Here is a 22,622-nt window from a genome sequence, read left to right as displayed (position 1 = left end):
TCAGGGTCCTGTCAGGGGCCTGAGGGCGGGTTGTGCCGGAGGCCTGAGCCCCGGAGGCTGAATACCATTGGCGCTGGTCGAGGGCGCGGGACGCGTCTGCCCGAGCCCGGCCGGCAAGTGAATGGAGCCCCACCCCGTGTCACTCCTGACCCGACTGAGCCTGGTCAACCGGCTGGTCGTGGCCCTGCTGTCGATCGCCGTGGTGATCTTCGGCATCGTCGCCATCACGTCCCTCAAGCAGGAGCTGATCCCGTCCACGCAGGCCCCGCAGGCCGTCGTGAACGCGACCTACCCAGGCACCTCGCCGCAGATCGTCGCCGACGAGGTCGCCGACCCGATCGAGCAGGCCGTCCGCAGCGTCACCGGGGTGACCAAGGTCAGCTCGAGCTCGACCACGGGCTCCACGAACATCACCGTCGAGTGGGACTACGGCAACGACGACGACAAGGTCCTCGCCGACATCCAGAACGCGATCAACTCGGTCAAGTCGACGCTGCCCGACGAGGTCGTCACCAACGTCCAGGCCGGCAGCACCGACGACATCCCCGTCCTGCAGCTCGCGGTCGCGTCCGACCTGTCGCTCGAGAAGCTCGGACCGCTCGTCGAGGACCGCGTCGTCAACAAGCTCGAGGCCGTCGACGGCGTCCGTACGGTGCAGGTCACCGGCGAGGACACCACGCGGATCGAGATCACCACCAAGGCCTCGCAGCTCGAAAAGTACGACCTCACCGTCGCCGGGGTGACCCAGTCGGTGCAGAGCCAGCTCACGGCCCTGCCCGCGGGCACGAGCTACGACGGCGACTCCGCGCTGTCGGTCGAGGTCGGGTCCGCGCCGGACTCGGTCAAGAGCGTGGCCGCACTGCCCATCGCCACCGAGAAGCACGGCGCCAAGCGCCTGGACGACCTGGCCACCGTCAAGGTCTCGGCCATCGAGCGCACGTCCATCTCCCGCGCGGACGGGCGTCCCGCGCTCGGCCTCGTCGTCCTCAAGAGCTCCGACGCCGACGCCGTCGCCGTCTCCCACGCGGTCACCGACCTGACCCCCGAGCTGGCGCGCGACCTCGGCAACAACGCCACCTTCACCACCGTCTTCGACCAGTCGCCGCTCATCGAGGAGTCCCTGCACGACCTGGCCGTCGAGGGTGCGCTCGGCCTCGGCTTCGCCGTGCTGATCATCCTGGTGTTCCTGCTGTCCGTGCGCTCGACGTTGATCACCGCGATCTCGATCCCGCTGTCGCTGCTGATCGCGATGGTCGGGCTCTGGGCCGCCGACTACTCCCTGAACCTCTTCACCCTGGCCGCGCTCACCGTCGCCGTCGGCCGCGTGGTCGACGACTCGATCGTCGTCATCGAGAACATCAAACGACGGACCGGGCACACGCGACGGCCGTCGATGGACGACATCGTCGCGGCCGTGAAGGAGGTGGGTGGCGCGGTCACCGCCTCGACCCTGACCACGGTGGCCGTGTTCATCCCGGTCGCCACCGTCTCCGGCTCCACCGGCGAGCTGTTCCGGCCGTTCGCCGTCACCGTGGCCATCGCGCTGGTCGCCTCGCTGTTCGTGGCGCTGACGATCGTGCCGCTGCTCGCGTACTGGTTCATGCGCGGCAAGAAGACCGCCGACGGCAACCCGGCGGCGGTCGCCGACGAGGCCGAGCACGTCACGCGGCTGCAGCGCGGCTACCTCCCGCTGCTCACCTTCTCGCTGCGGCACCCGATCGTCGTGCTGGGCGTGGCCGTGGCCATCCTGGCGGGCACGGTAGGCGCGACGTCGTTCCTCAAGACCGACTTCCTCGGCTCCTTCGGCGACGACCGCGCCCTGCTCGTGACCCAGACGCTGCCCGCCGGCCTCCGGCTCGAGGCCAGCGCCAAGGCGGCCGAGCAGGTCGAGACGGCGCTGTCCTCGAACAGCGACGTGAAGAACTACCAGGCGACTGTCGGCCAGCCCGGCTCGCCGAACGTCGTGCAGTACTACATCACCCTCGGCGACACGGTCGACGCGGAAGCGGCGACCGACAACCTGCGCAGCTCGCTCGCCGAGACACCGGACGGCGGCGACATCGTCGTCCAGCCCGGCAGCGCCGCGTACTCGAGCAACGACCTGACCGTCACGATCAGCGGCGACGACGAGAAGACGCTGCGGACGGCTTCCGACGAGCTGCTGACCTTGGTCAAGCAGGTGCCGCAGCTGACCGACGTCACGTCCAACCTGGCCGACGAGCGGCCGCTGCTCCGGGTCGCCATCAACCGCACGCGGGCGGCCGAGCTGGGGTTCACGCAGGCGGAGATCGGCTCCGCGGTCTCGACCGCCCTGCAGGGGTCCAAGGCCGGCACGATCACCCTGAACAGCGACACGACCGACGTCGTCATCCGTACGCACGCGCCGGACGCGACGCCGAAGCAGATCGCCGCGCTAGAGCTGCCGATCAGCCAGCTGCAGCAGCAGCTCGCGGTCGACAAGGCCAGCGACGCGCTCGACGCGCGTGCCGACGACCTGACCGAGCGCGGCGACGCGCTGTCGGACCGTTCCGACGCGCTCAGCGACCAGCAGAAGGACCTCGCCGACCGGCAGAAGGCGGCGGGGGAGGAGCAGCAGGACAAGGCGAACGCCAAGGCGCAGGACGGCAAGAACGACCTGCTGGACTCCCGCGACGACGCCCGGGACGCGGTAAGCAAGGCGAAGAAGGCGCTGTCGAAGGCGCGCGGCATCGACGTCGGGGAGCCGCCGGCCTACGTCCCGCCGGACCCGACCAACCCCGCCATCGGCGCGGCCTACCTCGTCGCGCTGCAGACGTACCAGGGCAAGGTCGCCGGCAAGCAGAACGCGATCGCGCAGGCCGAGGCGGGCGTCAAGCAGGCCGAGGCCGGCGTCGACCAGCTCGACGACCAGGTCAAGAGCACGAACGAGCAGCTGGCCGACTCGGCCGAGCAGCAGGCGCAGTCCGACGAGTTCAGCAACGAGGGCGACCGGCTGAGCGACGAGGGCGACGCCCTGCAGGACGAGCAGAAGTCGCTGCAGGACGAGCAGAAGGACCTGGCCGACGACCAGAAGGACCTCGCCGACCTGAAGGCGCGCCCCATCACCGTGGGTGACGTCGCCAAGGTGCGCACCGAGGACGCGCCGTCGACCGTACGGCGCGAGGACGGCAAGCAGGCCGTCACCATCACCGGGACCCCGGGGGGCACCGACCTCGGCGCCGTGAACACGGCGCTGACCGCGAAGGTCGCCGAGTTCAGCCCGCCGCCCGGCGTGCAGGTCGTCCAGGGCGGTGCGTCCGCCGACCAGGCGAAGGCGTTCTCGCAGCTCGGCCTGGCCATGGGGCTCGCGATCGTGCTCGTCTTCATCATCATGGTGGCGACGTTCAAGAGCCTCGTGCAGCCGCTGATCCTGCTGGTGGCGATCCCGTTCGCGGCCACCGGTGCGCTCGGCGGGCTGCTCGTCACCGGGACGCCGCTCGGTGTGCCCGCGATGATCGGCCTGCTGATGCTCATCGGCATCGTGGTGACCAACGCGATCGTGCTGATCGACCTGATCAACCACTACCGCCTGCGCGGGGAGGACCCGCTCACCGCGATCATCGACGGCGCCCGGCTCCGGCTGCGCCCGATCATCATGACCGCGGCCGCGACGGTGTTCGCCCTGCTGCCGATGGGCCTCGGGCTCACCGGTGCCGGCGGCGGGTTCATCGGCAAGCCGCTCGCCGTGGTGGTCATCGGCGGCCTCGTGTCGTCGACGCTGCTTACCCTGCTGCTCGTCCCGGTCCTGTACGGCCTCGTGGCCCGGGTCGCCGGCAAGAAGGCCCGCGCGCAGCTGTCGCCGACCCCGCCGCGTCGGGAAGAGGACACCCCGACCGTCGTCTCGTAGGTCGTACGAGAAAGGCGCCGCCGGACCTGGGGACAACCCGTCCGGCGGCGTCTTTCTGGGCGCAGGATGGTTCCGTGACCGAACCCGTGCAGCCGCGTCCGAGCCCGTACATGAGCGACCGTGCCCTCGCCTCGGACCCCGGGGGAGTGACGATCGCCCCCGACCGTCTCAAGGCCCTCTCGCCGTCGCTGTTCGGCGCCGGGAGCCTTCTGCCGTCGCGAGCTGTGGCGCGGAAGACGTTGAGCGCCCACCTGTGGAACGGCGACAGCCGGGCCGCCGTCGTGCTCAGCATCGAGCCGCTGCTGGTCGCGGCCTACAGCGACGACTTCGACGCCGTCGTCGTGCTCCGCTTCGACCCGCGTCCCGTCGACGTCCCGCTGCAGGTCGGCAGCCGGCTGCTGACGATTAACACGTACTTCTCCGGCGGCACGACCGCGTCCGACATCGTCCGCGGCCCGCGGGCGTCGCAGACCTGGTCGAACTTCCACCCCGTCATCGCCGACTTCGTCGCCGCCGAGCGCAGCCGCGTCGAGGGCCGCAAGGCGACCATCAGCGAGCCCGAGTGGCAGCGCACCTGGCTCCTGGGCCAGCAGTACCTCGGCACCCGGCCCGGGCGGTTCCGTGACGGCGCACCGCACCTGTCGAAGAAGCCCGCGTCGTGACGGGTCTGCGGCGCGACCTGGACCTCCTCGCCAGTCAGACGTTATGACAAGGCGCGGCCGATCAGACGGAGGGTGACCTCACGTCACCGAGAAGTGCTCGAGCCCCTCGGGCCAGACGGTCACGTAGGCCTCCTCGTCCTCCAGGCGGTAGGCCGCCCTGACGCCGGGCCATCCTGCATGGGCGCCGAGCAGCTCGGCCGCCGCCTCGTAGCCCCTGAGCGGGTCGTCGGTGTAGACGAAGATGTTCATCTCGTCGGCCCCGACGTCGTGGCCGTCGACGAACGCGAGAGACGGCGGTAGCGAGCTCTCCAGAACGTCCTCCATGGACACCAGAGCATCGAGGTCCGACACCGACGTCGCCGACCACTGCAGGACCAGCTGGTACCTCAACCTGATGCCCAGCCTTTCGGACGGCGTCTCTCAGCGTGAAGAGTGTCATGGAGCGGATCGAAGAGCCGGAGACGTAAGCCTCAGCACCTGTCCGATAAGCCGCATTATGACATCACGCTCGCCGACCATGAGGTGTTCTCCTCCTCGAGTCCCTCTCCCATCGGCGTGATCGTGTCAGTCGTCCCAGTTGAGTTGTCACTCGACGGCTTCCAAGTCTTTGTCTCGCTCGAGTTGTCAGTCGGGCTGCATCGAGGCCGACCGTCGCGTGGGGCACGCACAAGGCGACCGTCTTGCGGAACAGGTGCTACGAGCGGCATGGATCGGCTGCTGTACGCCTAGCTCGACCGAGCTGACCGTTCACGTCTTCTGCCGCTGCCGCTGCCGCTGCCGGTCCCGCGCGTTGGCGCGATCCCGCTGGACTGAGGACACCCCAGCGGACGTCCCGTCCGCTCTCGCCCTCCCCCTGGTGTGCCGGGCTCGACTTGACGCTGTCAGGGAGACACCGGCAGTTCGGAGGAGCGCACGTCGTGGAGGTAGTCATCGATGGCGTCGCGGTGGCGTGTCAGGTCGTTGATCTTGTTGTTGAGCCGGTCGCGTTGCTCGACCAGTGCTGCGTAGGTCTCTGCGCATGCGTAGGGGACGAGTAGGCCTCGAGGGGCTAGGCAGGGGATGATCTGGCCGATCACTCGAGTGGACACGCCTGCCTCGAGTAGCCCCCGGACCTGACGGACGCGGTTCTCGTCCTCGTCGTCGTAGTCCCGGTACCCGTTGGGTAGGCGGTCCGGAACCAGCAGTCCCTGCTCTTCGTAGTAGCGCAGCAGCCGCGTGGGTGTTTGCGTACGTCGAGACAGCTCTCCGATCTGCACGGTCGTCCCCTTCACAGGCTCGGATTTGACGTTCACACTGATGTCAATCTTGATGATCGTAGGGTGACGCAAACTTCCGTTGACGTGCCCCAGGCCCCGCCTGCGCCCCGTCTGCCGATCGGGCCGCTCCTGGCGTTGAGCTCGGCTGCCTTCCTGGCGATCATGACCGAAGCGTTGCCGGCGGGAATCCTGCCCGCTGTGAGTCGAAGCCTGAGTGTCTCCGAAGCGGCGGCAGGCCAAATCGTGACGATCTATGCGGTGGGGTCGGTTCTCGGCGCAGTACCCCTGACCGCGGCGAGTGTGGGTTGGAATCGACGGCGGGTCCTGCTGACCGCACTGGCCGGTTTCGTGCTGACCAATACCGTGGTGGCCTTCTCGACGGGCTACTCGCTGACGATGTCGGCCCGTTTCGTCAACGGCGTAGCGGCTGGGATGTTGTGGTCGTTGATGGCCGGGTACGCCCAGCGCCTCGTCCGCCCCGAGCAACGCGGCCGTGCCACGGCCATCGCCTTGGCAGGCACTCCGGTGGCGCTGTCGGTCGGCGTTCCCGTCGGGACCTTCGCTGCCGGCCTGGTGGGGTGGCGCTGGACGCTCGGGGCGATCAGCGCCCTCACGCTCCTGCTGATCGCGTGGGTCGTCGCTGGTGTCCCCGATCGACCCGGCCAGGCCCGCCAAGGCCGGGCGTCTCTAGCTGGCGCCATCGCGCGCCCCGGAGTGGTGCCGGTACTCGCTACGGCCCTCGCGTTCGTGCTGGCGCACAACGTGCTCTACACCTACATGGCCCCGTTCTTGGCCGGCACCAGACCCGGCAGCCGTGTCGACACCGTGCTACTTGCCTTCGGCGTCAGCTCATTGATCAGCATCTGGCTCACCGGCGTCCTCATCGACCGGCACCTGCGACCGCTCGTCCTGGGCTCTATCGTGCTGTTCACCGTCGCGGCTACGACGCTGGCCGTGTTCAGCGGGCTCGCCTGGGTCGTGTACGTGGCGGTAGCGGCCTGGGGGTTCGCCTTTGGAGGAGCAGCGCCGCTGCTGCAGACCGCCGCCGCCGAGGCGGGCGGCGACGACGTCGTCGACGTGATCCAGTCCATGATCGTCACCACGTGGAATCTCGGTATCGGAGCGGGCGCCATACTCGGCGGCATCCTGCTCAGCCGTGCGGGGCCAACCGCGCTGGCATGGGTACCCGCGGGGCTGTTGACGGTGAGCCTGGGCATCGCGCTCTCCGCCCGCACGCATGCCTTCCCGACACTGCAGCGCCGAGCAACACGGCAGCCGGCCCCGTGACGTCGGTCGAGGGCCAGGGTGTCGGTCGGCGATTCCGCACCGACCGCAACGCAGGGTCTGGTCAACCAGCGCGACGGCTCGTCGATTCACGGTAGAGACCGGTCCCGCTCGCCAAAGACCCCGCGCGGTCGGACAGTGCACCGGACGAAGGCGAGAAGGCGAGAAGGCGAGAAGGCGAGACACGCCCACAACCGAACGCGCCAACGCGCCTAGCAGCAAACAGTTCCACCACTGATCGAAGAGAAGGTCGAGGAGCAGTCATGCAGGTCATCGGGATCATCGGGGCCGGCCACATCGGCAGCAACATCGCCGAGCTGGCCGTCCGGCACGGCCACACGGTCGTGCTGAGCAACTCCCGCGGCCCGGAGAGCCTCGCCGGCCTCGTGGACCGTCTCGGCGCCCGAGCGAGAGCGGGGACCCGCGAGGACGTGGCCCGCTCCAGCGACATCATCTTCGTGGCCACGCCCTGGTCGGCACTCGACACCCTGCCGGTGTCTGGTCTGGCCGGCAAGATCGTGGTCGACGTCAACAACTACTCGCCACAACGCGACGGCGTCATCGCTGAGCTCGTCGACGAATCAACGACGTCCAGCGAGCTGTTGGCGGAGAAGCTCCCGACCTCGCGGGTGATCAAAGCCTTCAACCACATCTACGCGCCGCAGCTCAACACCGACAACAAGGCGAACGGTGATCCGGAGCGGCGCGCACTTGCTGTCTTCGGCGACGACCCGAAGGCTCGCGGCGAGGTCGCTGCCCTGATCGACACCTGGGGCTTCGACCCCCTCGACGCAGGAGAGTTGGCCGAGGGCTGGCGCCTGCAGCGCGACACACCCGGATGGGACGTCTACGACACCGCCCCCGAGCTCGCAGCTCACCTCTCCCAAGCCCGCCGACGTCGCGCCATGTAACAACACCAGCCCCCTGTGGCTGGCCAAGCGCACGACAGGCTCTGGCTCTGGCTATGTCGAGGCTCATCGCGTACATCGAACAACGCTGGACCGAGTGTCGGCACAACGTCAGCGCTGCCCGCAGCAGAAGCCTCTCTCGCGACCTCCGGGCACCGCGCGAGTCAGACCAGGCTGCGCAACCCGTCGTTGATGAACCTGCACGAGACGACGAGAGTGGGACCCGGCACGCGGTCGGTTCATGAGGTCCCGGAAGGAGTCCGTCCAGCGGTGGCACCAACCTGCTCCCTCCCCGCCGCGCGCCACAGAGCTGCACTCCTCGCGCGATCTCTACAGGCAGTGGGGAGCACTCCCCCATGGCTAGCTTCCGATTCGCGCTCTGTGCAAGTCAGCTGTGGTTCAGGACGACGATCCGGGAACCAAGATCATCCGGCTGCTGACAACTCGTGCGACACCGAATCCGCCTGCTGACAACGTGATCGACACAGGTCATCGGATCCCGTTGCACGCACACTGTCATCCGAGCGTGTGCTGCTGACAAGCACTCGAGCGACCTTTCCGGGTCACCAGCCCACGACCCCGTGCTCGTCGAAGAACGTACCGCTGGGCCCGTCGGCCGGGAGCCTGGCGGCACGCACGACGATCTTGGCGCCCTCGGACGGGTGCTGGGTACCCGTGTTGCCGTTGATGTCGGTCTCGTTGAACCCCGGGCAGACCGAGTTGATCTTGATGGGCGTGCCCCGGAGCTCGACCGCGAACGACGCGGTGAGCGCGTTGAGGAAGGTCTTCGAGGACGAGTAGGCGACCGACAGAGGGAACTGCGCCAACGGGCTCTCGGGGTCCACCAGGGCGGTGATCGACCCGCTCGTGCTGCTCACGTTCACGATGCGCCCGGCCGGGGCCTGCCGCACCAGCGGCAGGAACGCCTGGGTGACCCGCAGCACCCCGTAGAAGTTCACGTCCGACGTCCGCCGGATCGTGTCCAGGCCGATGGTGCTGGGCGGCCCGTCTTCCGCCCCGAGCGCGATGCCGGCGTTGTTGATCAGCACGTCCAACGGGCCGGTCGCGTCGCCGACGTGAGCCGCCGCGGCCTGCACGCTGTCGGCGTCGGTCACGTCGAGGCCGACGATCCGGACGTCCCCGTCGACGGACAGCTCCTTCACGGCCGCTTCGCCACGCGCCTGGTCGCGGCTGCCGATCCAGACGGTGAAGCCCTGATGGGCCAGCTGTCGTGCTGTCTCGAAGCCGATGCCCTTGTTGGCGCCGGTGATCAGTGCTGTCTGCTTGGTCGTGGTCATGGTGTCGATGCTGCCCTCGCGCTTACGTACGATCCATAACGTGTCGTCCAGCTCTTCTTACGGATCGTCCAGCCGGAACGCTTCTCTCGCCTCCAGCGACCCGATCGCTACTGCTGTTGCCCTGCTGCGGCCCCGCACGGTGGCCGACCCTGGGTTCCACGCGGCCGGCCGCTGGGCGGTGCGGTTCGAGGCGTTCGGATACGTGAAGATCGGAGGCGTCGAGCAGGGCGACTGCTGGCTCGCCCTCGACGGCCACGAACCGGTGCACCTCCGGCAGGGCGACATCTATCTCCTGGTCAACCCCCCGGGCTACGCGCTGGCCAGCGATCTCACCGTGGAACCACTGATGGCGGAGGAGCTGTGGGACGGCGGCGCCGACGGCGCGGTACGGATCGGGCCGGAGGGCGACGAGGACACGTACCTGTGCGGTGGGACCTTCTGGTTCGACGACTCGAACGGCGGCATCCTGCTCGACGTCCTTCCGCCCCTCGTGCACGTCCAGGCCGCTGACCCACGGAACGAGCTGCTCGCGAGCGTCAGCAAGCTTCTGGTCGCCGAGGTCGAGAACAAGGCCGTCGGCAGCTCACTGGTCCTGGACCATCTCGTCCAGATCCTGTTCGTGCAGGCGCTGCGCGCCTTCGCCGAGCAGAGCGACCATCCCGCCGGCTGGCTGGGCGCGATCAACGACGACGACATCGGTGCCGCGTTGCGCGCCATGCACGCCGACATCGCCCACCGCTGGACCGTCGGCGAGCTCGCCCACATCGCCCACATGTCACGATCCGCGTTCGCGGCCTCCTTCAAGAAGCAGGTCGGTACCGCACCTCTGGACTACCTGATCCAGTGGCGGATGAGCCTGGCCCGTGACGCCCTGCGCCGGAACACCCGGTCGATCTCCGAGCTCGCCCTGGCCACCGGCTACGAGTCCGAGAGCGCCTTCAGCACCGCCTTCCGCCGCGTGGCCGGCGCGTCTCCCAAGCAGTTCCGCGACCGGACCGCTCCGTCGACCGCGGACGACCGTTGAGCCCCAAGCGCACCCGCGTCCGAAGCCTTCAGGCTGCGGCCGCGTAGTCGCCGCGCAAGGTGGCGCCGGCCTGGGTCTTGCTGGTCGAGGTCGTCGTCCAGAAGTAGGTCCCAGGCCCGGTCACGGTCACCTTGGTCGACAGCCTGCCCTTGCTGCTGACGGTGGCGCTGCCGATCTTGACGGCCGGCTCGCCCGCCCTGGTCTGGAAGTACAGGGTCGCGTCCTTGCCCTTGTAGGCCTTGCCGTCGCGCTTCACCGTGCCCTTGACGGTGATGATCGAGCCGGCCGCGGTCGACTCCGGTGTGGCGTTCACCGTGACCGCGACCTCCGCCCGGGGGTCGTGGAGCTGGTCGTGACCGATGGTCGCGTGCTCGAACGTCGGCTCCGCCTTCGGAGCGGCGTCGGCCGCGATCAGGCCGACCTCGATGTTGCCGTGCTCGAAGCCGTCGCCCTCCTGCTTCTCGAGGGCGACCTCGGTGACGTGCTGGGTGCCGTCGCAGGTGAAGGTCGGGAAGTCGCCCTCGTCGGTGTCCTCCACGTCCGTGAACGCGGCCGCGCTCTGGTCGGCGTAGACGGTCTGGAACACGGCCGGGTCGTACCGCACGCTCTTCGGGTCGGCCTGGGTGCCGCACGTGTACACGAACGGCACCACGACCTCGTCGGGCGTCGTGGCGATGATCTTGTGGTCCAGGACCGCCCAGGTGATGTCGTCACCGCGATCGGCGACCCCGGAGTCGTGCGTGATCGACCAGTAGGAGTGCGAGCGTCCGCCGGAGAGCTTCTTCACGTCCGCGACGAACCAACGGGCCATCAGCTCGTGACCGGCGTCGTTGGGGTGGCCGTTCTCCGGGTTCGCGTAGCGCACGCCGTCCCCCGGGACGAACCACTGCTCCCCCATCGGGTCGATGAAGGGGATGCCGTTCGCGGCAGCAGCCGCCTTGAGCTTCTCGTCGACCATGGCGTACTCCGCGACGTTGGCCCACGGGTTCGTCGGGCCCATCAGGATGATCTGCGCCTGCGGCCAGAATCTCCTGCTCGTGCGGATGGTCAGGTTGATCCTTCCCGCCACCTCGGCCTTGGTGTACTTCCGGTCGTTCGAGCTGCCCTGGATCACCACGAGGTCGTACGGGGCGTCGTCGAGGCTGTGTGCGCGCTGCCACATCCGTTCGGCGTAGGTGTCGGCGCCGTCGCCCGAGGGGTCCATGTAGCCGGTCCCCGACTTCCCGTCGATCGTCAGCTCCCAGCCGAGTGGTTCGGCGATCAGGTTGGCGTAGCCCTTCGACCTGCTGGTCGCACCGATCCCCTTCGTGTAGGAGTCGCCGAGCAGCAGCACCTTCGGGTGCTGCGGGAGGACGAGAGCGGGCGAGGCGGCTCTTGCCGGCGTGGGGCCGAGAAGGGCCAGGAGCAGACCGAGGGCGAGAACGTGCGCGACGTTCTTGCTCGTGCTCTTCGTCCGCGCGAGGAGATGATCGGACACGGTGTTCGCCTTCAGAAGTTGCGCTGTTTGCTGCTCCCCACGAGAGTTCGGTGACGCTAGCAGGGCCGAGCTCGGCTCGTGCCCGTTTCGAGCGGATCGGTGTCGCTCCGCACGTCCACCAGACCAACACGGTGAAAGCGCACGAGCTGATCCACCTCGCGAAGAGCAAGGGTCGCCAGCTCGACATGAAGGAGCGCCTCCTGAAGGCGTACTTCATCGAGGGACGCCACGTCGGGCGCGTCGACAACCTTGCGGACCTCGCCGCCGAGATCGGGCTCGACCGGGCCGAGGTGATCACGGCACTCGAGGCGGAGACGTTCCTCGCCGACGTGAAGGCCGACGTCGCCCAGGCGGCGGCGTACGGCATCCAGGGGGTGCCGTTCTTCGTGATCGACGGGAAGTACAGCGTGTCCGGGGCTCAGGAGCGTGCTGCGTTCGCCGAGGTGCTCCGGCAGGCCCGCGCCGAGCAGGACCGGGCGTATGCCGAGCCTGGTTCGACACGTGGACGGCATCCTCGTCGGGCTGAGTTGCCGCCGGCGTGGAGGCGTGACACCGTTGTGCCCAGGCCTGTGAGAGGGCCCCGGACGAGGGAGCTGTACCCGGCACGCGACAAGACGGCCTTCGAGGAGACGTCATGTCCTGGTTCGTTCTCGTTGTCTCCGGGGTGCTGGAGGCCGTCTGGGCGACCGCCCTGGGCAAGTCCGAGGGGCTGTCCCGGCTCGCGCCGAGCGCCGTGTTCTTCGTCGCTTTGGCCTGCAGCATGGCCGGGCTGGGGTACGCGATGCGGTCGCTGCCGGTGGGCACCGCCTACGCCGTCTGGGTCGGCGTCGGCGCCGTCCTCACGGTCACCTACGCGATGGTCACCGGCGAGGAGGCCGCGTCGCTGGTGAAGGTCCTCCTGCTGGCCGGGATCGTCGGCTGCGTCATCGGGCTCAAGGTGCTCCACTGATCCCGACCCGTACGCGCCAGGTACGACGCCGCACGGCAACCGTCCGATGGTTGCCGTGCACCATGGCGACGCTCGACGCGACGTCCTGTCAGGCGAGCAGGGCGCCCGCGGTCACTCCTCGACGACGACCGGGATCACCAGGGGCGTCCGACGGAACCGCTTGTTGATCCAGCGGGAGACCGTGTCGCGGACGATGCCCTCGGCGTCCTCCTGGGTCAGCGGTCCGGCCTTGCGGAGGGTGGTGCGCACGGCCGGGGTGACGTCGTGGAAGTCGGACGGGTCCTGGGTGAAGCCGTGCACGATGAAGTCCAGGTCCTCGGCGAGCCGTCCGGTGCGGAGCTCGACGATCCCGACGACCGTCACGGCTCCCTCCTGCGCAAGGGTCCGCCGGTCGGCCAAGGAGGCCTCGGTGGCCCCGCCGACGGTCTGGCCGTCGACGTAGATGTGCTGGGCAGGGACCTTGCCGACGATCGAGGCACGCCCGGCGACGAGGTCGACCACCATGCCGTCCTCCCCCACCAGGATCCGGTCGTGCGGGACGCCGGTGCGCTCCGCCAGGGCGGCGTTGGCCTGCAGGTGGCGCCACTCGCCGTGCACGGGCATCACGTTGGCCGGCTTCACGATGTTGTAGCAGTAGACGAGCTCGCCGGCGCTGGCGTGCCCGGACACGTGGACCTTGGCGTTCCCGGTGTGCACGACGTTCGCGCCGAGCCGCGACAGCCCGTTGATCAGGCGGTAGATGGCCGACTCGTTGCCCGGGATGAGGGAGCTGGCCAGCAGCACGGTGTCGCCCTCACCGACGCGGACCATGTGGTCGCGGTTGGCCATGCGGGCCAGCGCCGCCATCGGCTCGCCCTGCGACCCGGTGCAGATCAGGGTCACCCGACGGTCGGGCAGCCGGTCGAGCTGCTTGAGGTCCACGACGAGACCGTCGGGGATGGTCAGGTAGCCGAGGTCACGCGCGATGCCCATGTTGCGGACCATGGACCGCCCGACGAAGGCCACCTTGCGCCCGCTGGCCTGCGCCGCGTCGAGGACCTGCTGGATGCGGTGCACGTGGCTGGCGAAGCTGGACACGATGATCCGCTTCGGCGCGGTCCGGAAGACCGTCTCGATGGCGGGCGTGAGCTCGCGCTCGGACGTGGTGAAGCCCGGGACCTCGGCGTTGGTGGAGTCGGTGAGGAAGAGCGCGACCCCCTCCTCGCCCAGGCGGGCGAAGGCCCGCAGGTCGGTGATCCGACCGTCGAGGGGGAACTGGTCCATCTTGAAGTCGCCGGTGTGCAGCAGCATCCCCGCGTCGGTCCGCACCGCCACGGCCAGGCCGTCGGGGATCGAGTGGTTGACGGCGACGAACTCGCAGTCGAACGTGTCCAGGTCGATCCTGCGCCCCGCCTCGACCTCGATGGTATTGGGACGGATGCGGAACTCCTCGAGCTTCGCCTTGACGAAGGCCAGGGTCAGGCGGGACCCCACCACGGGGATGCTGGGCCGTTCGCGTAGCAGGTAGGGAACGCCACCGATGTGGTCCTCGTGGCCGTGCGTGAGGACGATCGCCGCGACCCGGTCGAGACGGTCCCGGATCCAGGTGAAGTCGGGCAGGATCACGTCGATCCCCGGCTGGTGCTCCTCGGGGAAGAGCACCCCGCAGTCGATGACCAGCAGCCGGCCCCGGTACTCCAGGACCGTCATGTTGCGGCCGATCTCCCCCAGACCGCCGAAGGCGACGACGCGGAGTCCCGCGCGGTCGAGGTCGGGCAGAGCGGTGCTGGACGCAGGTGGGGTCAAGGTGAAGCCTTCTTCTCGGTGGTCTGATGGATCGAGTCAGCTGGTGCCCCGGTGTCGAGCCTCGTGCGCGACAGGGTTCTACGTGTCCTCGTGCGCAGGCCACGGAGCCGTTGGGCAAGGCCTCCAGGATAGTGCTGGCCGTCCTGCCGTCGGGAACACCGGTCACCTGCCGGGTCGGGACCTCTCGAGCTCGACGTCCAGCACCCCCTCGAGCGGTGCAGGCCAGGGCCTCCGGGTGGACCGCCAGGGCGTACGCCGCGCGGGCTCGACGACCAGCGACGGCTCCGCCACCGTCGCGGCCGCCGGCGAGTCGCCGGGTCAGCGCGACCGGAGCCAGGCGAGCACCGCGAGCACGCGGCGGTTGTCCGTCCCGTCCTCGGTCAGGTCGATCTTGGTGAAGATGTTCGAGATGTGCTTCTCCACCGCCCCGCCGCTGACGACCAGGCTCGCCGCGATGGCGGCGTTGCTGCGCCCCTCCGCCATCAGCGCGAGCACCTCCCGCTCACGCCGGGTCAGCCGGTCGAGCGGGTCGGCGCGCCGGGAGACCAGCAGCTGGGCGACGACCTCGGGGTCGAGCACGCTGCCGCCGGCGACGATCGTCCGGAGCGCGTCGACCAGGACGTCGAGGGACGCCACCCGGTCCTTGAGCAGGTAGCCGACGCCGCCGCGGCCATCGGACAGCAGCACGTCCGCGTACGACAGCTCGACGTACGCCGACAGCATGAGCACGGCGAGGCCGGGCTGCTGGGCCCGCGCCGCAACGGCAGCCCGCAGCCCGTCGTCGGTCATGCCGGGCGGCATCCGGATGTCCACGACCGCGGCGTCCGGCCGGTGCACGCGGACGGCCTCCAGCAGCGTGGGGGCGTCGCCGACCGCGGCGAGCACCTCGCAGCCGGCCTCTGCCAGCAGCCGGGCGAGCCCCTCGCGCAGCAGGACGGAGTCGTCCGCGAGCACCACGCGCACCGGGTCAGTCCTGCGCCTGCTGCGGGAGCACGGCGGTGAGCTGGGTCGGTCCGCCCGCGGGTGAGGTGATGGCGAGCGTCCCGTCGACCCCGGTGAGGCGGTCGGCCAGCCCGGCGAGGCCGTGGCCGCGAGCGGTCGAGGCGCCTCCCAGCCCGTCGTCGCTCACGATCACGGCGACGGCCGGGCCCCAGCCCTGGTCGACCGGCCGGACCTCGACGGCGGCGCGGGTGGCGCCGCTGTGCTTCTCGACGTTCGTCAGGGCCTCGGCGACCACGAAGTAGGCCGCGTGCCGGGCCGGCCCGGACAGCCGGACGGGATCGACGTCGACGGTCGTCGGCACGGAGCCCCGCGCCGCGAGCGCGGTGACGGCGGCCGCCAGACCCTGCTCGTCGAGGATGGGGGGCGCGATGCCCCGGGAGAGGTTGCGGATCTCGGCCAGGGCGTCCTGGGACTGCTGCAGCGCCTCGTCGAGCAGGGTCCGGGCGCCGCCCGGGTCGGTCTCCAGGCGGCGGCCGGCCGCGGCGATGTCCATGCCCAGCCGGACCAGGCGCTGCTGGGGTCCGTCGTGCAGGTCGCGCTCGAGCCTCCGCAGGGTGTGGGCCTCGGCCTGGCCCGCCGCCGTACGGCTCTCGGTGAGGGCCGTCACCCGCTCGCGCAGCTCGGGCGTCTCGTCGACCAGCAGAGCGGTGGCGATCGCCGCGTGGAGCCCGACGAGGCCGCGGAGGACGACGGGCGCGGTGAGGAGGAGGACCACGCCCGTCACGGTGTTGAAGGCGACCTCCGCGAACCGGCCGGGGTGGCCGAGCAGAGCCATCAGCCCTTGGCTGTCGCCCGGCAGCGCGCGGCTCCACAGCCAGAAGGTGGCCCCGCCCAGCCCGCCGACGACCCACGTGACCGCGAGCGCGAAGGTGACGATCGAGACGGGGAAGGCGACCAGCACGTGCAGCAGGTCGCGCCAGGACTGCGGGCGGGTGAGCGGGCGCAACCGTCCGCGCCAGCCGGGGGCGGGTGCGCTGGGGAGGGTCGGGGGCAGGTCGACCCCGGCGTGGGCGAGCAGGAGCCGCTGCATCCGGGCGGCCCAGCCCGCAGCCAGCAGGCCGGCCGCGAGGACGAGGAACCCGACCACGAGGACGGCCGTCCCCGCGCCCAGGCTGAGCAGGACCACGCAGACGACGAAGGCGGCCAGCTGGAGAGCGAAGATGCCGACGAGGACCGCGAAGCGGCGGCCTGCGTCGGGAAGGAGACCCACGCGGTCATTGTCGGTCACGGTGCTTGGTTGCGTCATGGTCCAACCGTCGTCTCTCGCGGCCGTCCGCGGCACGGGGCTGCCGGGCGTCTTCGTCGGGGGGTTATCCCCCCTGCGCGGTGCCTCCGACGGCTGACGTACGGCGGCGGTCACCGGGCGGCGGCCGTCATCTTCTCGACCTCCTCGAGCACCACGGCGGGTGCGTCCCGCGGGATGTCGTGCGAGCTCCCCCGGGCCGTCACGAGGGTCCGGCGGGGTCCGTCGCCGACGAACGCGGCGGCCGCGTCGCGCCAGCGCCGGGCGTCCTGGGGCGACCCGTCGAACGGCGTCTTCTCCGACACCACGTACGTGACGGGGACGTCGTCCGGCCAGGCGACCCGGTGGTACGCCTGGTGCGTGGGGCCGAAGCCGTCGGCGGTGGCGATGAGCTGGCGGTTCGCCTTCGTGGACGGCTGCTTCTCGAGCTCCTCGATCTGCGGGGTCGTGAGCGCGACGAGGCGCCGGACCTCGTCGTCGGTGAAGAACGGCGGCACGTTCGCGTCCACGAGCACCGACCCGGCGAGCACGCCCGGGTTCGCGCGGGTGAAGTAGGTGGTCACCTCTCCTGCCTGGGAGTGCGACACCAGGACCACGTCACGGGTGACCCCGAGCTCGCGCAGGCCGGCCTGCAGGTCGCCCGCCGCGGCCTGCGGGTCCCACGCACCCGGGACCTCGTCGCTCGCGCCCATGCCGGCCCGGTCGTACGTGATGACGCGCGAACCGGTCGCCCGTGACAGCCGAGGGACCAGAGAGTCCCAGGAGGAGCTGTCCTCGCCGCCGCCGGCGTCGAGCACGATGGTGGGAGAAGTGCCGGGGGTGACGTGGAAGGCCAGTCGGCGCCCGTCCCTGTCGATCAGGTGCAGACCGGCCGAGGGGACCGGGCCCGGGTCCGCCGCGGTCGTCGGGGCTGCCGGAGCCGGAGAGGTCGAGGTCGGCGGGTTCGACCCCTCTGGCGCGCCGCAGGCGGCGAGCGCTCCGATCAGCGCGGCGGGCAGGAGGAGGGCGAGGGCGGACCGGCGCCGGGAGGGCATCTTCTTCGGTGTGATCATGATCAACAGTCTTGGCGAGCAGGCCGTGCCGATCGATCCTGCTAACCACCCGGGTGGGCCGGGGGTTCTCCCCCGCGCCGGTGCCCGTCACGAAGCTGGCGTGGTCACGCTCCTCGTCGATCGACGCCCGCGAGCCGGCGTCCGGCAGGATCAGCTGTCCCGGTGCCCGCCGTCGCCGGAAGCGCTCGACGAGGTGCCGGCGTGCGGCGGGCGGCGACGACCCACCACGCCACGAGGCCGACGACGAGGGCCCAGAACGCGGGTCCGATCCCCAGCACGCTGGTGCCGCCGGCGGCCACGAGGAACGTCGCCACCGCAGGGATCCGGTGCTCCGCTCCCGTGAGCGCACCCGCCAGGGAGGCGGCGAGGGTCGGCAGCAGCGCGAGCCCGGCGGCCGTCTCCACCAGCCCCGCGGGCGCCAGCGCGACCAGCTGCACCAGACCGGTCGAGACCAGGCCGAGCACGACGTACGCCCACCCCGTGGTCTGCGCGGCCACCCAGCGCCGCTGCGGGTCCGGGTGCACGTCGGGCGACGCCGACAGCGCGGCGCTGATCGCGGCCAGGTTGACGGCGTGCCCGCCGAACGGGGCGCCCAGCAACGTGCTCACCCCGGTGACCGCCATCGCCGGGCGCCACGGCGTCCGGTAGCCGAACGAGGCGAGCACGGCGACGCCCGGGACGTTCTGCGAGGCCATGGTGACGACGTAGAGCGGGAGGGCGAGCCCGATCAAGGCCTGGGTGCTCCACGTCGGGGTCGTCCAGACCGGCGTGGGCAGCAGCTCGCGGTCGCCGGGCAGGCCGGCGGTGGCCACGACGACGATCGCGACCACCACGGCGAACGCCGCCGGCACCGCCCAGCGGGGGGCCAGTCGCAGCAGGACGAGCCAGACCGCGACCACGGGCAGCACGAGCAGCGGGGTCGCGACGGCGGCCCGGGCCGGGGCCAGGCACAACGAGAGCAGCACCCCCGCGAGCATGGCCTGGGCGACGGGGGCCGGGATGCGGGTGATCAGCCGACCCAGCCCGGGCCAGACCGCCGTGGCCGTGATCAGCAGGCCCGTGACCAGGAACGCCCCGATCGCCGCCGGCCAGCCGCCGACGACCCCTCCGGTGCCGACGAGCAGCGCTGCTCCCGGCGTCGACCAGGCGAAGGTGATCGGCAGCCGGGTCCGCGCCGAGACGACCACGGTCGCCAGGCCCATCGTGAGGAAGAGCGCCAGCAGGCCCGACGCGGCCTGCGCCGGAGACGCACCGACGGCGCGGAGCCCGGAGAGCACGACGGCGAACGAGCTGGTCGAGCCCACCAGGGCGGTCACCAGCCCGGCCACCACCGGACGGAGGTGGTCGGACATCTGCGCCTCCTTCATCGTTCTGTAAACAGAACGATAGCCTGGCCGCATGAGTCCCGCCGACGGCCGAGCGCTCGATCTCCCGGCGCTCGGCAACCGCCTGCGCGAGCTGCGCGGCGAGCGGGGCCTGAGCCTCTCGGCCCTCGCCGCCACGGCCGGGATCGGCAAGGGATCGCTCTCGGAGATCGAGGCGGGGCAGCGCAACCCGACGCTCGCCACCCTCTACGCGCTCGCGGCTCCGCTCGCGGTGCCGCTGGCCACGCTGCTGGCGGGCGAACCCGGCACCGAGGTGTCGGCCGACGGGCTGACCGCCACCCTGCTCAGCACCGAGACGGCGGCCGACGGGACGGTCGTGGAGATCTACCGGCTCGCCTTCCGACCGGGCGCCGACCGCCGCTCCCCCGCCCACGGGCCCGGCGTACGCGAGCACGTGCTGGTCACCGTCGGCCGGCTCGAGGTGCACCACCGCGACGGGACGGCGGTGCTCGTCGCAGGCGAGTCCCTGTCGTTCTCCAGCGCCGACGCGCACCGCTACCGGGCCCTCGACGGGAAGGGCTGCTCGGCGGTCCTCGTCATCACCTCGACGCGTTGACGTCGAGTCGCAGGACGGCCGAGCACTCGACGATCGCGTACCGAGCTCCGGTACGCGCGCACGCAGCTGCCGTCACCGTCGGCAGCGGGATCAGCCGTCACTGACCGATCGCGGTGCGCAGGGCCGCGCGGGAGGTGATTCCCAGCTTGGGGAAGATCCGGTGCAGGTGCGTGCCGACCGTGCGGTGCGAGAGGTAGAGGCGCGCACCGATCTCCCGGTTGGTGAGGCCCTCCACGGCGAGCTGCGCGATGAGCAGCTCCTGCGGGCTCAGCTGGTCGCGCGCCTCCGGCGTCCGCGGCCTGCTCTGCTCCCCCGAGGCGCGCAGCTCCTGCCGCGCGCGGTCGCCCCAGGCGACGGCGCCCAGGGCGTCGAGGGCGTCCCGGGCGGCCCGCAGCGGGGCACGGGACTCCGCCGCGCGGCGCTGCCTCCGCAGCCAGGCGCCGTACGCCAGCTGCAGCCGGGCACGGGCGAAGGGCCAGGAGCTCAGGTCAGCCGCCAGGGCGGCGTCGAACCGCTCTTCGGCCTCGTCCTCGGGGGCCAGGAGCGCGCGGCCGTACCGCAGCCCGAGGTGCAGCGGCGCGGAGGGTGTGACGGCCGCGAGCGCCTCGAGGTCGGCCAGGATCGGCTCGACCTCCGTCCGGTGGCCGCTGTTGACGGCCGCCTCGACGAGGTCGCCGACGCTGAAGCTGTGCACCACCGGGTGGTACGAGGGGTCGTTGGGGTCGGACAGCCGCGCCAGCTCGTCCCAGGCCGCCTCGTGCCGTCCCTGGTTGAGCGCGACCATGCCCCGGCTGAGCTGCACCACCGCGAGGACACCGTTCGACTCGACCTGCAGCCCGAGCCGGGCCGCCTCGGCGACGCGCTCCTCGACGTCCCCCGCGCCGCGGACCGCGGAGACCGCTCCCTGGACGACCAGGGCGATGGCCCGCACCAACGGCTGCTCGGTGTCGGCGGCGAGCCGGACGGCCTCGTCCGCCGCCGCGGAGGCCAGGTCGAACCGTCCGACGACGAGCGCGTCCCAGGCCTCCACCATGAGGACCCGGCTCAGCAGTCCGAGCCGGCCGTCGGCGCGCAGGCCCGCCACGGCCGACCCCAGCAGCGCGATGGAGAGCGGCAGGTCACCGATGACGCTCGCCGCCATCCCGGCGGCGATCGTCCGGTCCGGGTCCAGCGGGCCGGCGGCACGTGCGCGCAGCTGCTCGTGGAGCACCGCGCCGCGGGCGAGGGGTGCCGCGTAGCCGATCACCTCGAGCGCGAGCACGTCGTCCGGGTCGAGGGCCTCCTCGACGACCTCGAGGACGCGGACGCGCGCCGCGTCGCTGGCACCGGCCCACATGCACCGCAGGGCCGCGGCGTGGAGGAACAGCAGCGCCTGGTCGGTGCGGCCGTCAGCGGCGGCCGCGGCGGCGACCTCGGTCAGCCTGCGGGTGCCCGCGCCCTGGATGCCCTCCTCGGACCTCTCGCGGAGCACCGTCATCCGGATCCGCTCGCGGTCGGGTACGTCGAGGGCCGTGGTCTCCTGCAGAAGACGGTCGACGACGTCGGGGCGCCCCCACTCGAAGGCGAGCTCTGCCGCCCGCAGGTAGCGCCGCAGCCGCTGGGTCGGGTCCGTGCTGAGCCGGGCGGCGCGCTCGAGCGCCGCCTGCGCCCCCGGCACCCCGCCGCGGCGCAGGGCCCGGGCACCCGCCTCATCGAGCTCTGCGGCCAGCGCGTCGTCCGGCGCGTCGGCCGCGGCTGCGCGGTGCCAGACCTGCCGGTCGGGCTCGGGCAACGTCCGCGCGAGCGCGAGATGGGCACGCTGCCTCTCGGGCAGGGTGGACTGCTGGCGGATCGCGTGGCGGACCAGCGGGTGACGGAACTCCAGCCTCCCGTCGTCGGCGGCGACCAGCCCCGCCTCGACGGCCGGGACCAGGGCCTCCGCCGTCACCCGCTCGCCGCGGAGGGCGGACGCTGCGGCCAGAGACTCCCCCAGGGCGCCCTCGTCCTCCAGCGCCGCCACGAGCAGGAGGTCCCGGGTGACGTCGGGCAGCCCGGGGAGCCGGGCCGCGAAGGCGTGCTCCAGCCGCGCCGTCAGCGTCAGGTGCCCGGAGTCGTCCTCCGGGCCTTCGAGGGGCAGCTCTGCGAGCGCGAGAGGGTTGCCCGCGGCCACGTCCAGCAGGCGCCCCCGGGCGACCGGGTCGAGCTGCGGCGCCCGACGCGTGAGCACCTCCTCGGCGGAGCGACGGTCGAGGCGTTCCAGGTGCCGTTCCTCCACCGTCGGTCCGGTGAGGACGGGCGGGAAGCCGTCGCGCTGGGCCGCCACCAGGACGACCGCCTCGGACTCCAGCCGCCGGGCCACGAAGCCGAGGACGTCGGCACTGGGCCGGTCGAGCCAGTGCGCGTCGTCGACCACCAGCACGAGGGGCTGGTCGGCGGCGCTGTCGCTGAGGAGGTTCAGCGCGGCCAGGCCGATCAGGAAGAGCTCCGGCGCGGCGTCGTCGCTCATGCCGAACGCCGCGGCGAGCGCGCGCCGCTGCGGGGCCGGCAGCGCGGGGAGCCGGCCGAACAGGGGCCGGACCAGCTGGTGGAGCCCGGCGAACGGGAGGGTCATCTCGGACTCCACGCCGGTCGCGCGCAGCACCCGCAGCCCGCGCCCGGCGGCGGCTCCGCACGCGAGGCCCAGGAGCGCGGACTTGCCGATCCCGGCCTCGCCGCGGACGAGGACGGCGGCACCGCGACGCTGGACGTCACCGATCAGCCGGTCGAGCGCGGCGATCTCCGCGTCCCGGCCCACCACGCCGACCGTCGTCATCTCCGCGCCCCTCAAAGCCCGTCACCGACCGGCCTCGCTGCGGCTGGCCACCTCGTGGTCGGCAAGGGTAGAGGTTCGTGCTCAC

General features: G+C 71.3%; 16 protein-coding genes, 2 pseudogenes and 1 riboswitch. Of the genes and pseudogenes, 8 read left to right on the top strand and 10 right to left on the bottom strand.

What is annotated here, in order from left to right; translation table 11 throughout:
• Positions 1-136: 136 nt before the first annotated feature.
• Positions 137-3,865, top strand: coding sequence for an efflux RND transporter permease subunit (locus ABD665_RS02295; protein ID WP_344740898.1), 3,729 nt, complete (start codon positions 137-139; stop codon positions 3,863-3,865).
• Between the two features lie 74 nt (positions 3,866-3,939).
• A complete protein-coding gene (locus ABD665_RS02290; RefSeq protein ID WP_204912424.1) occupies positions 3,940-4,527 on the top strand; it encodes a hypothetical protein in 588 nt (195 codons plus the stop codon).
• Positions 4,528-4,605: 78 nt separating this feature from the next.
• On the opposite strand, the gene ABD665_RS02285 is transcribed toward ABD665_RS02290, so the two are convergent.
• On the bottom strand, positions 4,606-4,917 hold the full coding sequence (locus ABD665_RS02285) for a hypothetical protein (RefSeq protein ID WP_204912425.1): 312 nt from the start codon (positions 4,915-4,917) through the stop codon (positions 4,606-4,608).
• Positions 4,918-5,408: 491 nt separating this feature from the next.
• Entirely contained in the window at positions 5,409-5,783 is a 375-nt protein-coding gene (locus tag ABD665_RS02280) for a MerR family transcriptional regulator (protein ID WP_204912426.1), read from the bottom strand.
• A gap of 63 nt (positions 5,784-5,846) precedes the next feature.
• On the opposite strand from ABD665_RS02280, the gene ABD665_RS02275 reads away from it, so the two are divergent.
• Together ABD665_RS02275 and ABD665_RS02270 are read left to right on the top strand one after the other, a co-directional pair.
• The gene (locus ABD665_RS02275) at positions 5,847-7,070 is read left to right on the top strand and encodes an MFS transporter (protein ID WP_204912427.1); all 1,224 of its coding nucleotides are present in this window, start codon (positions 5,847-5,849) and stop codon (positions 7,068-7,070) included.
• A gap of 242 nt (positions 7,071-7,312) precedes the next feature.
• Positions 7,313-7,978: pseudogene (locus ABD665_RS02270) on the top strand (NADPH-dependent F420 reductase); the annotation flags it as partial.
• 560 nt (positions 7,979-8,538) lie between these two features.
• Here the strand turns inward: ABD665_RS02270 and ABD665_RS02265 are convergent.
• Positions 8,539-9,273, bottom strand: coding sequence for an SDR family NAD(P)-dependent oxidoreductase (locus ABD665_RS02265; RefSeq protein ID WP_204912429.1), 735 nt, complete (start codon positions 9,271-9,273; stop codon positions 8,539-8,541).
• Between the two features lie 40 nt (positions 9,274-9,313).
• Between ABD665_RS02265 and ABD665_RS02260 the strand changes: the two genes are divergently transcribed.
• Positions 9,314-10,297: an AraC family transcriptional regulator gene (locus ABD665_RS02260; RefSeq protein WP_344741898.1), complete on the top strand. Its 984-nt coding sequence runs from the start codon at positions 9,314-9,316 to the stop codon at positions 10,295-10,297.
• A gap of 28 nt (positions 10,298-10,325) precedes the next feature.
• On the opposite strand, the gene ABD665_RS02255 is transcribed toward ABD665_RS02260, so the two are convergent.
• Positions 10,326-11,774: a GDSL-type esterase/lipase family protein gene (locus tag ABD665_RS02255; RefSeq protein WP_204912430.1), complete on the bottom strand. Its 1,449-nt coding sequence runs from the start codon at positions 11,772-11,774 to the stop codon at positions 10,326-10,328.
• Positions 11,775-11,824: 50 nt separating this feature from the next.
• Between ABD665_RS02255 and ABD665_RS02250 the strand changes: the two are divergent.
• Positions 11,825-12,163 (top strand): annotated as a pseudogene (locus ABD665_RS02250) (DsbA family oxidoreductase); the annotation flags it as partial.
• 170 nt (positions 12,164-12,333) lie between these two features.
• Positions 12,334-12,398, top strand: a riboswitch (guanidine-III (ykkC-III) riboswitch).
• Positions 12,399-12,408: 10 nt separating this feature from the next.
• A complete protein-coding gene (locus ABD665_RS02245) occupies positions 12,409-12,723 on the top strand; it encodes an SMR family transporter (RefSeq protein ID WP_204912431.1) in 315 nt (104 codons plus the stop codon).
• A gap of 111 nt (positions 12,724-12,834) precedes the next feature.
• On the opposite strand, the gene ABD665_RS02240 is transcribed toward ABD665_RS02245, so the two are convergent.
• The 5 genes from ABD665_RS02240 to ABD665_RS02220 all read right to left on the bottom strand — a co-directional run bounded on the left by ABD665_RS02240 (position 12,835) and on the right by ABD665_RS02220 (position 19,157).
• Entirely contained in the window at positions 12,835-14,508 is a 1,674-nt protein-coding gene (locus ABD665_RS02240; RefSeq protein WP_344740890.1) for a ribonuclease J, read from the bottom strand.
• Between the two features lie 318 nt (positions 14,509-14,826).
• Positions 14,827-15,471 (bottom strand): response regulator, encoded by a 645-nt coding sequence (locus ABD665_RS02235; RefSeq protein WP_204912432.1) that lies wholly within the window; start codon positions 15,469-15,471, stop codon positions 14,827-14,829.
• A 4-nt stretch (positions 15,472-15,475) separates the two neighbouring features.
• Positions 15,476-16,720, bottom strand: a complete 1,245-nt coding sequence (locus tag ABD665_RS02230) for a sensor domain-containing protein (RefSeq protein ID WP_204912433.1) — start codon at positions 16,718-16,720, stop codon at positions 15,476-15,478.
• Between the two features lie 146 nt (positions 16,721-16,866).
• Positions 16,867-17,805 (bottom strand): alpha/beta fold hydrolase, encoded by a 939-nt coding sequence (locus ABD665_RS02225; RefSeq protein ID WP_204912434.1) that lies wholly within the window; start codon positions 17,803-17,805, stop codon positions 16,867-16,869.
• A gap of 104 nt (positions 17,806-17,909) precedes the next feature.
• A complete protein-coding gene (locus tag ABD665_RS02220; protein WP_204912435.1) occupies positions 17,910-19,157 on the bottom strand; it encodes a benzoate/H(+) symporter BenE family transporter in 1,248 nt (415 codons plus the stop codon).
• Positions 19,158-19,203: 46 nt separating this feature from the next.
• Between ABD665_RS02220 and ABD665_RS02215 the strand changes: the two genes are divergently transcribed.
• The gene (locus tag ABD665_RS02215) at positions 19,204-19,746 is read left to right on the top strand and encodes a helix-turn-helix domain-containing protein (protein WP_204912436.1); all 543 of its coding nucleotides are present in this window, start codon (positions 19,204-19,206) and stop codon (positions 19,744-19,746) included.
• 97 nt (positions 19,747-19,843) lie between these two features.
• Here the strand turns inward: ABD665_RS02215 and ABD665_RS02210 are convergent, their stop codons facing one another.
• Positions 19,844-22,537, bottom strand: a complete 2,694-nt coding sequence (locus ABD665_RS02210) for an AAA family ATPase (protein WP_204912437.1) — start codon at positions 22,535-22,537, stop codon at positions 19,844-19,846.
• Positions 22,538-22,622: the final 85 nt, after the last annotated feature.

The organism is Microlunatus spumicola, from assembly GCF_039536445.1.
Taxonomy (GTDB): Bacteria; Actinomycetota; Actinomycetes; order Propionibacteriales; family Propionibacteriaceae; genus Microlunatus; species Microlunatus spumicola.
This window is presented reverse-complemented; position numbering and strand designations above follow the sequence as displayed.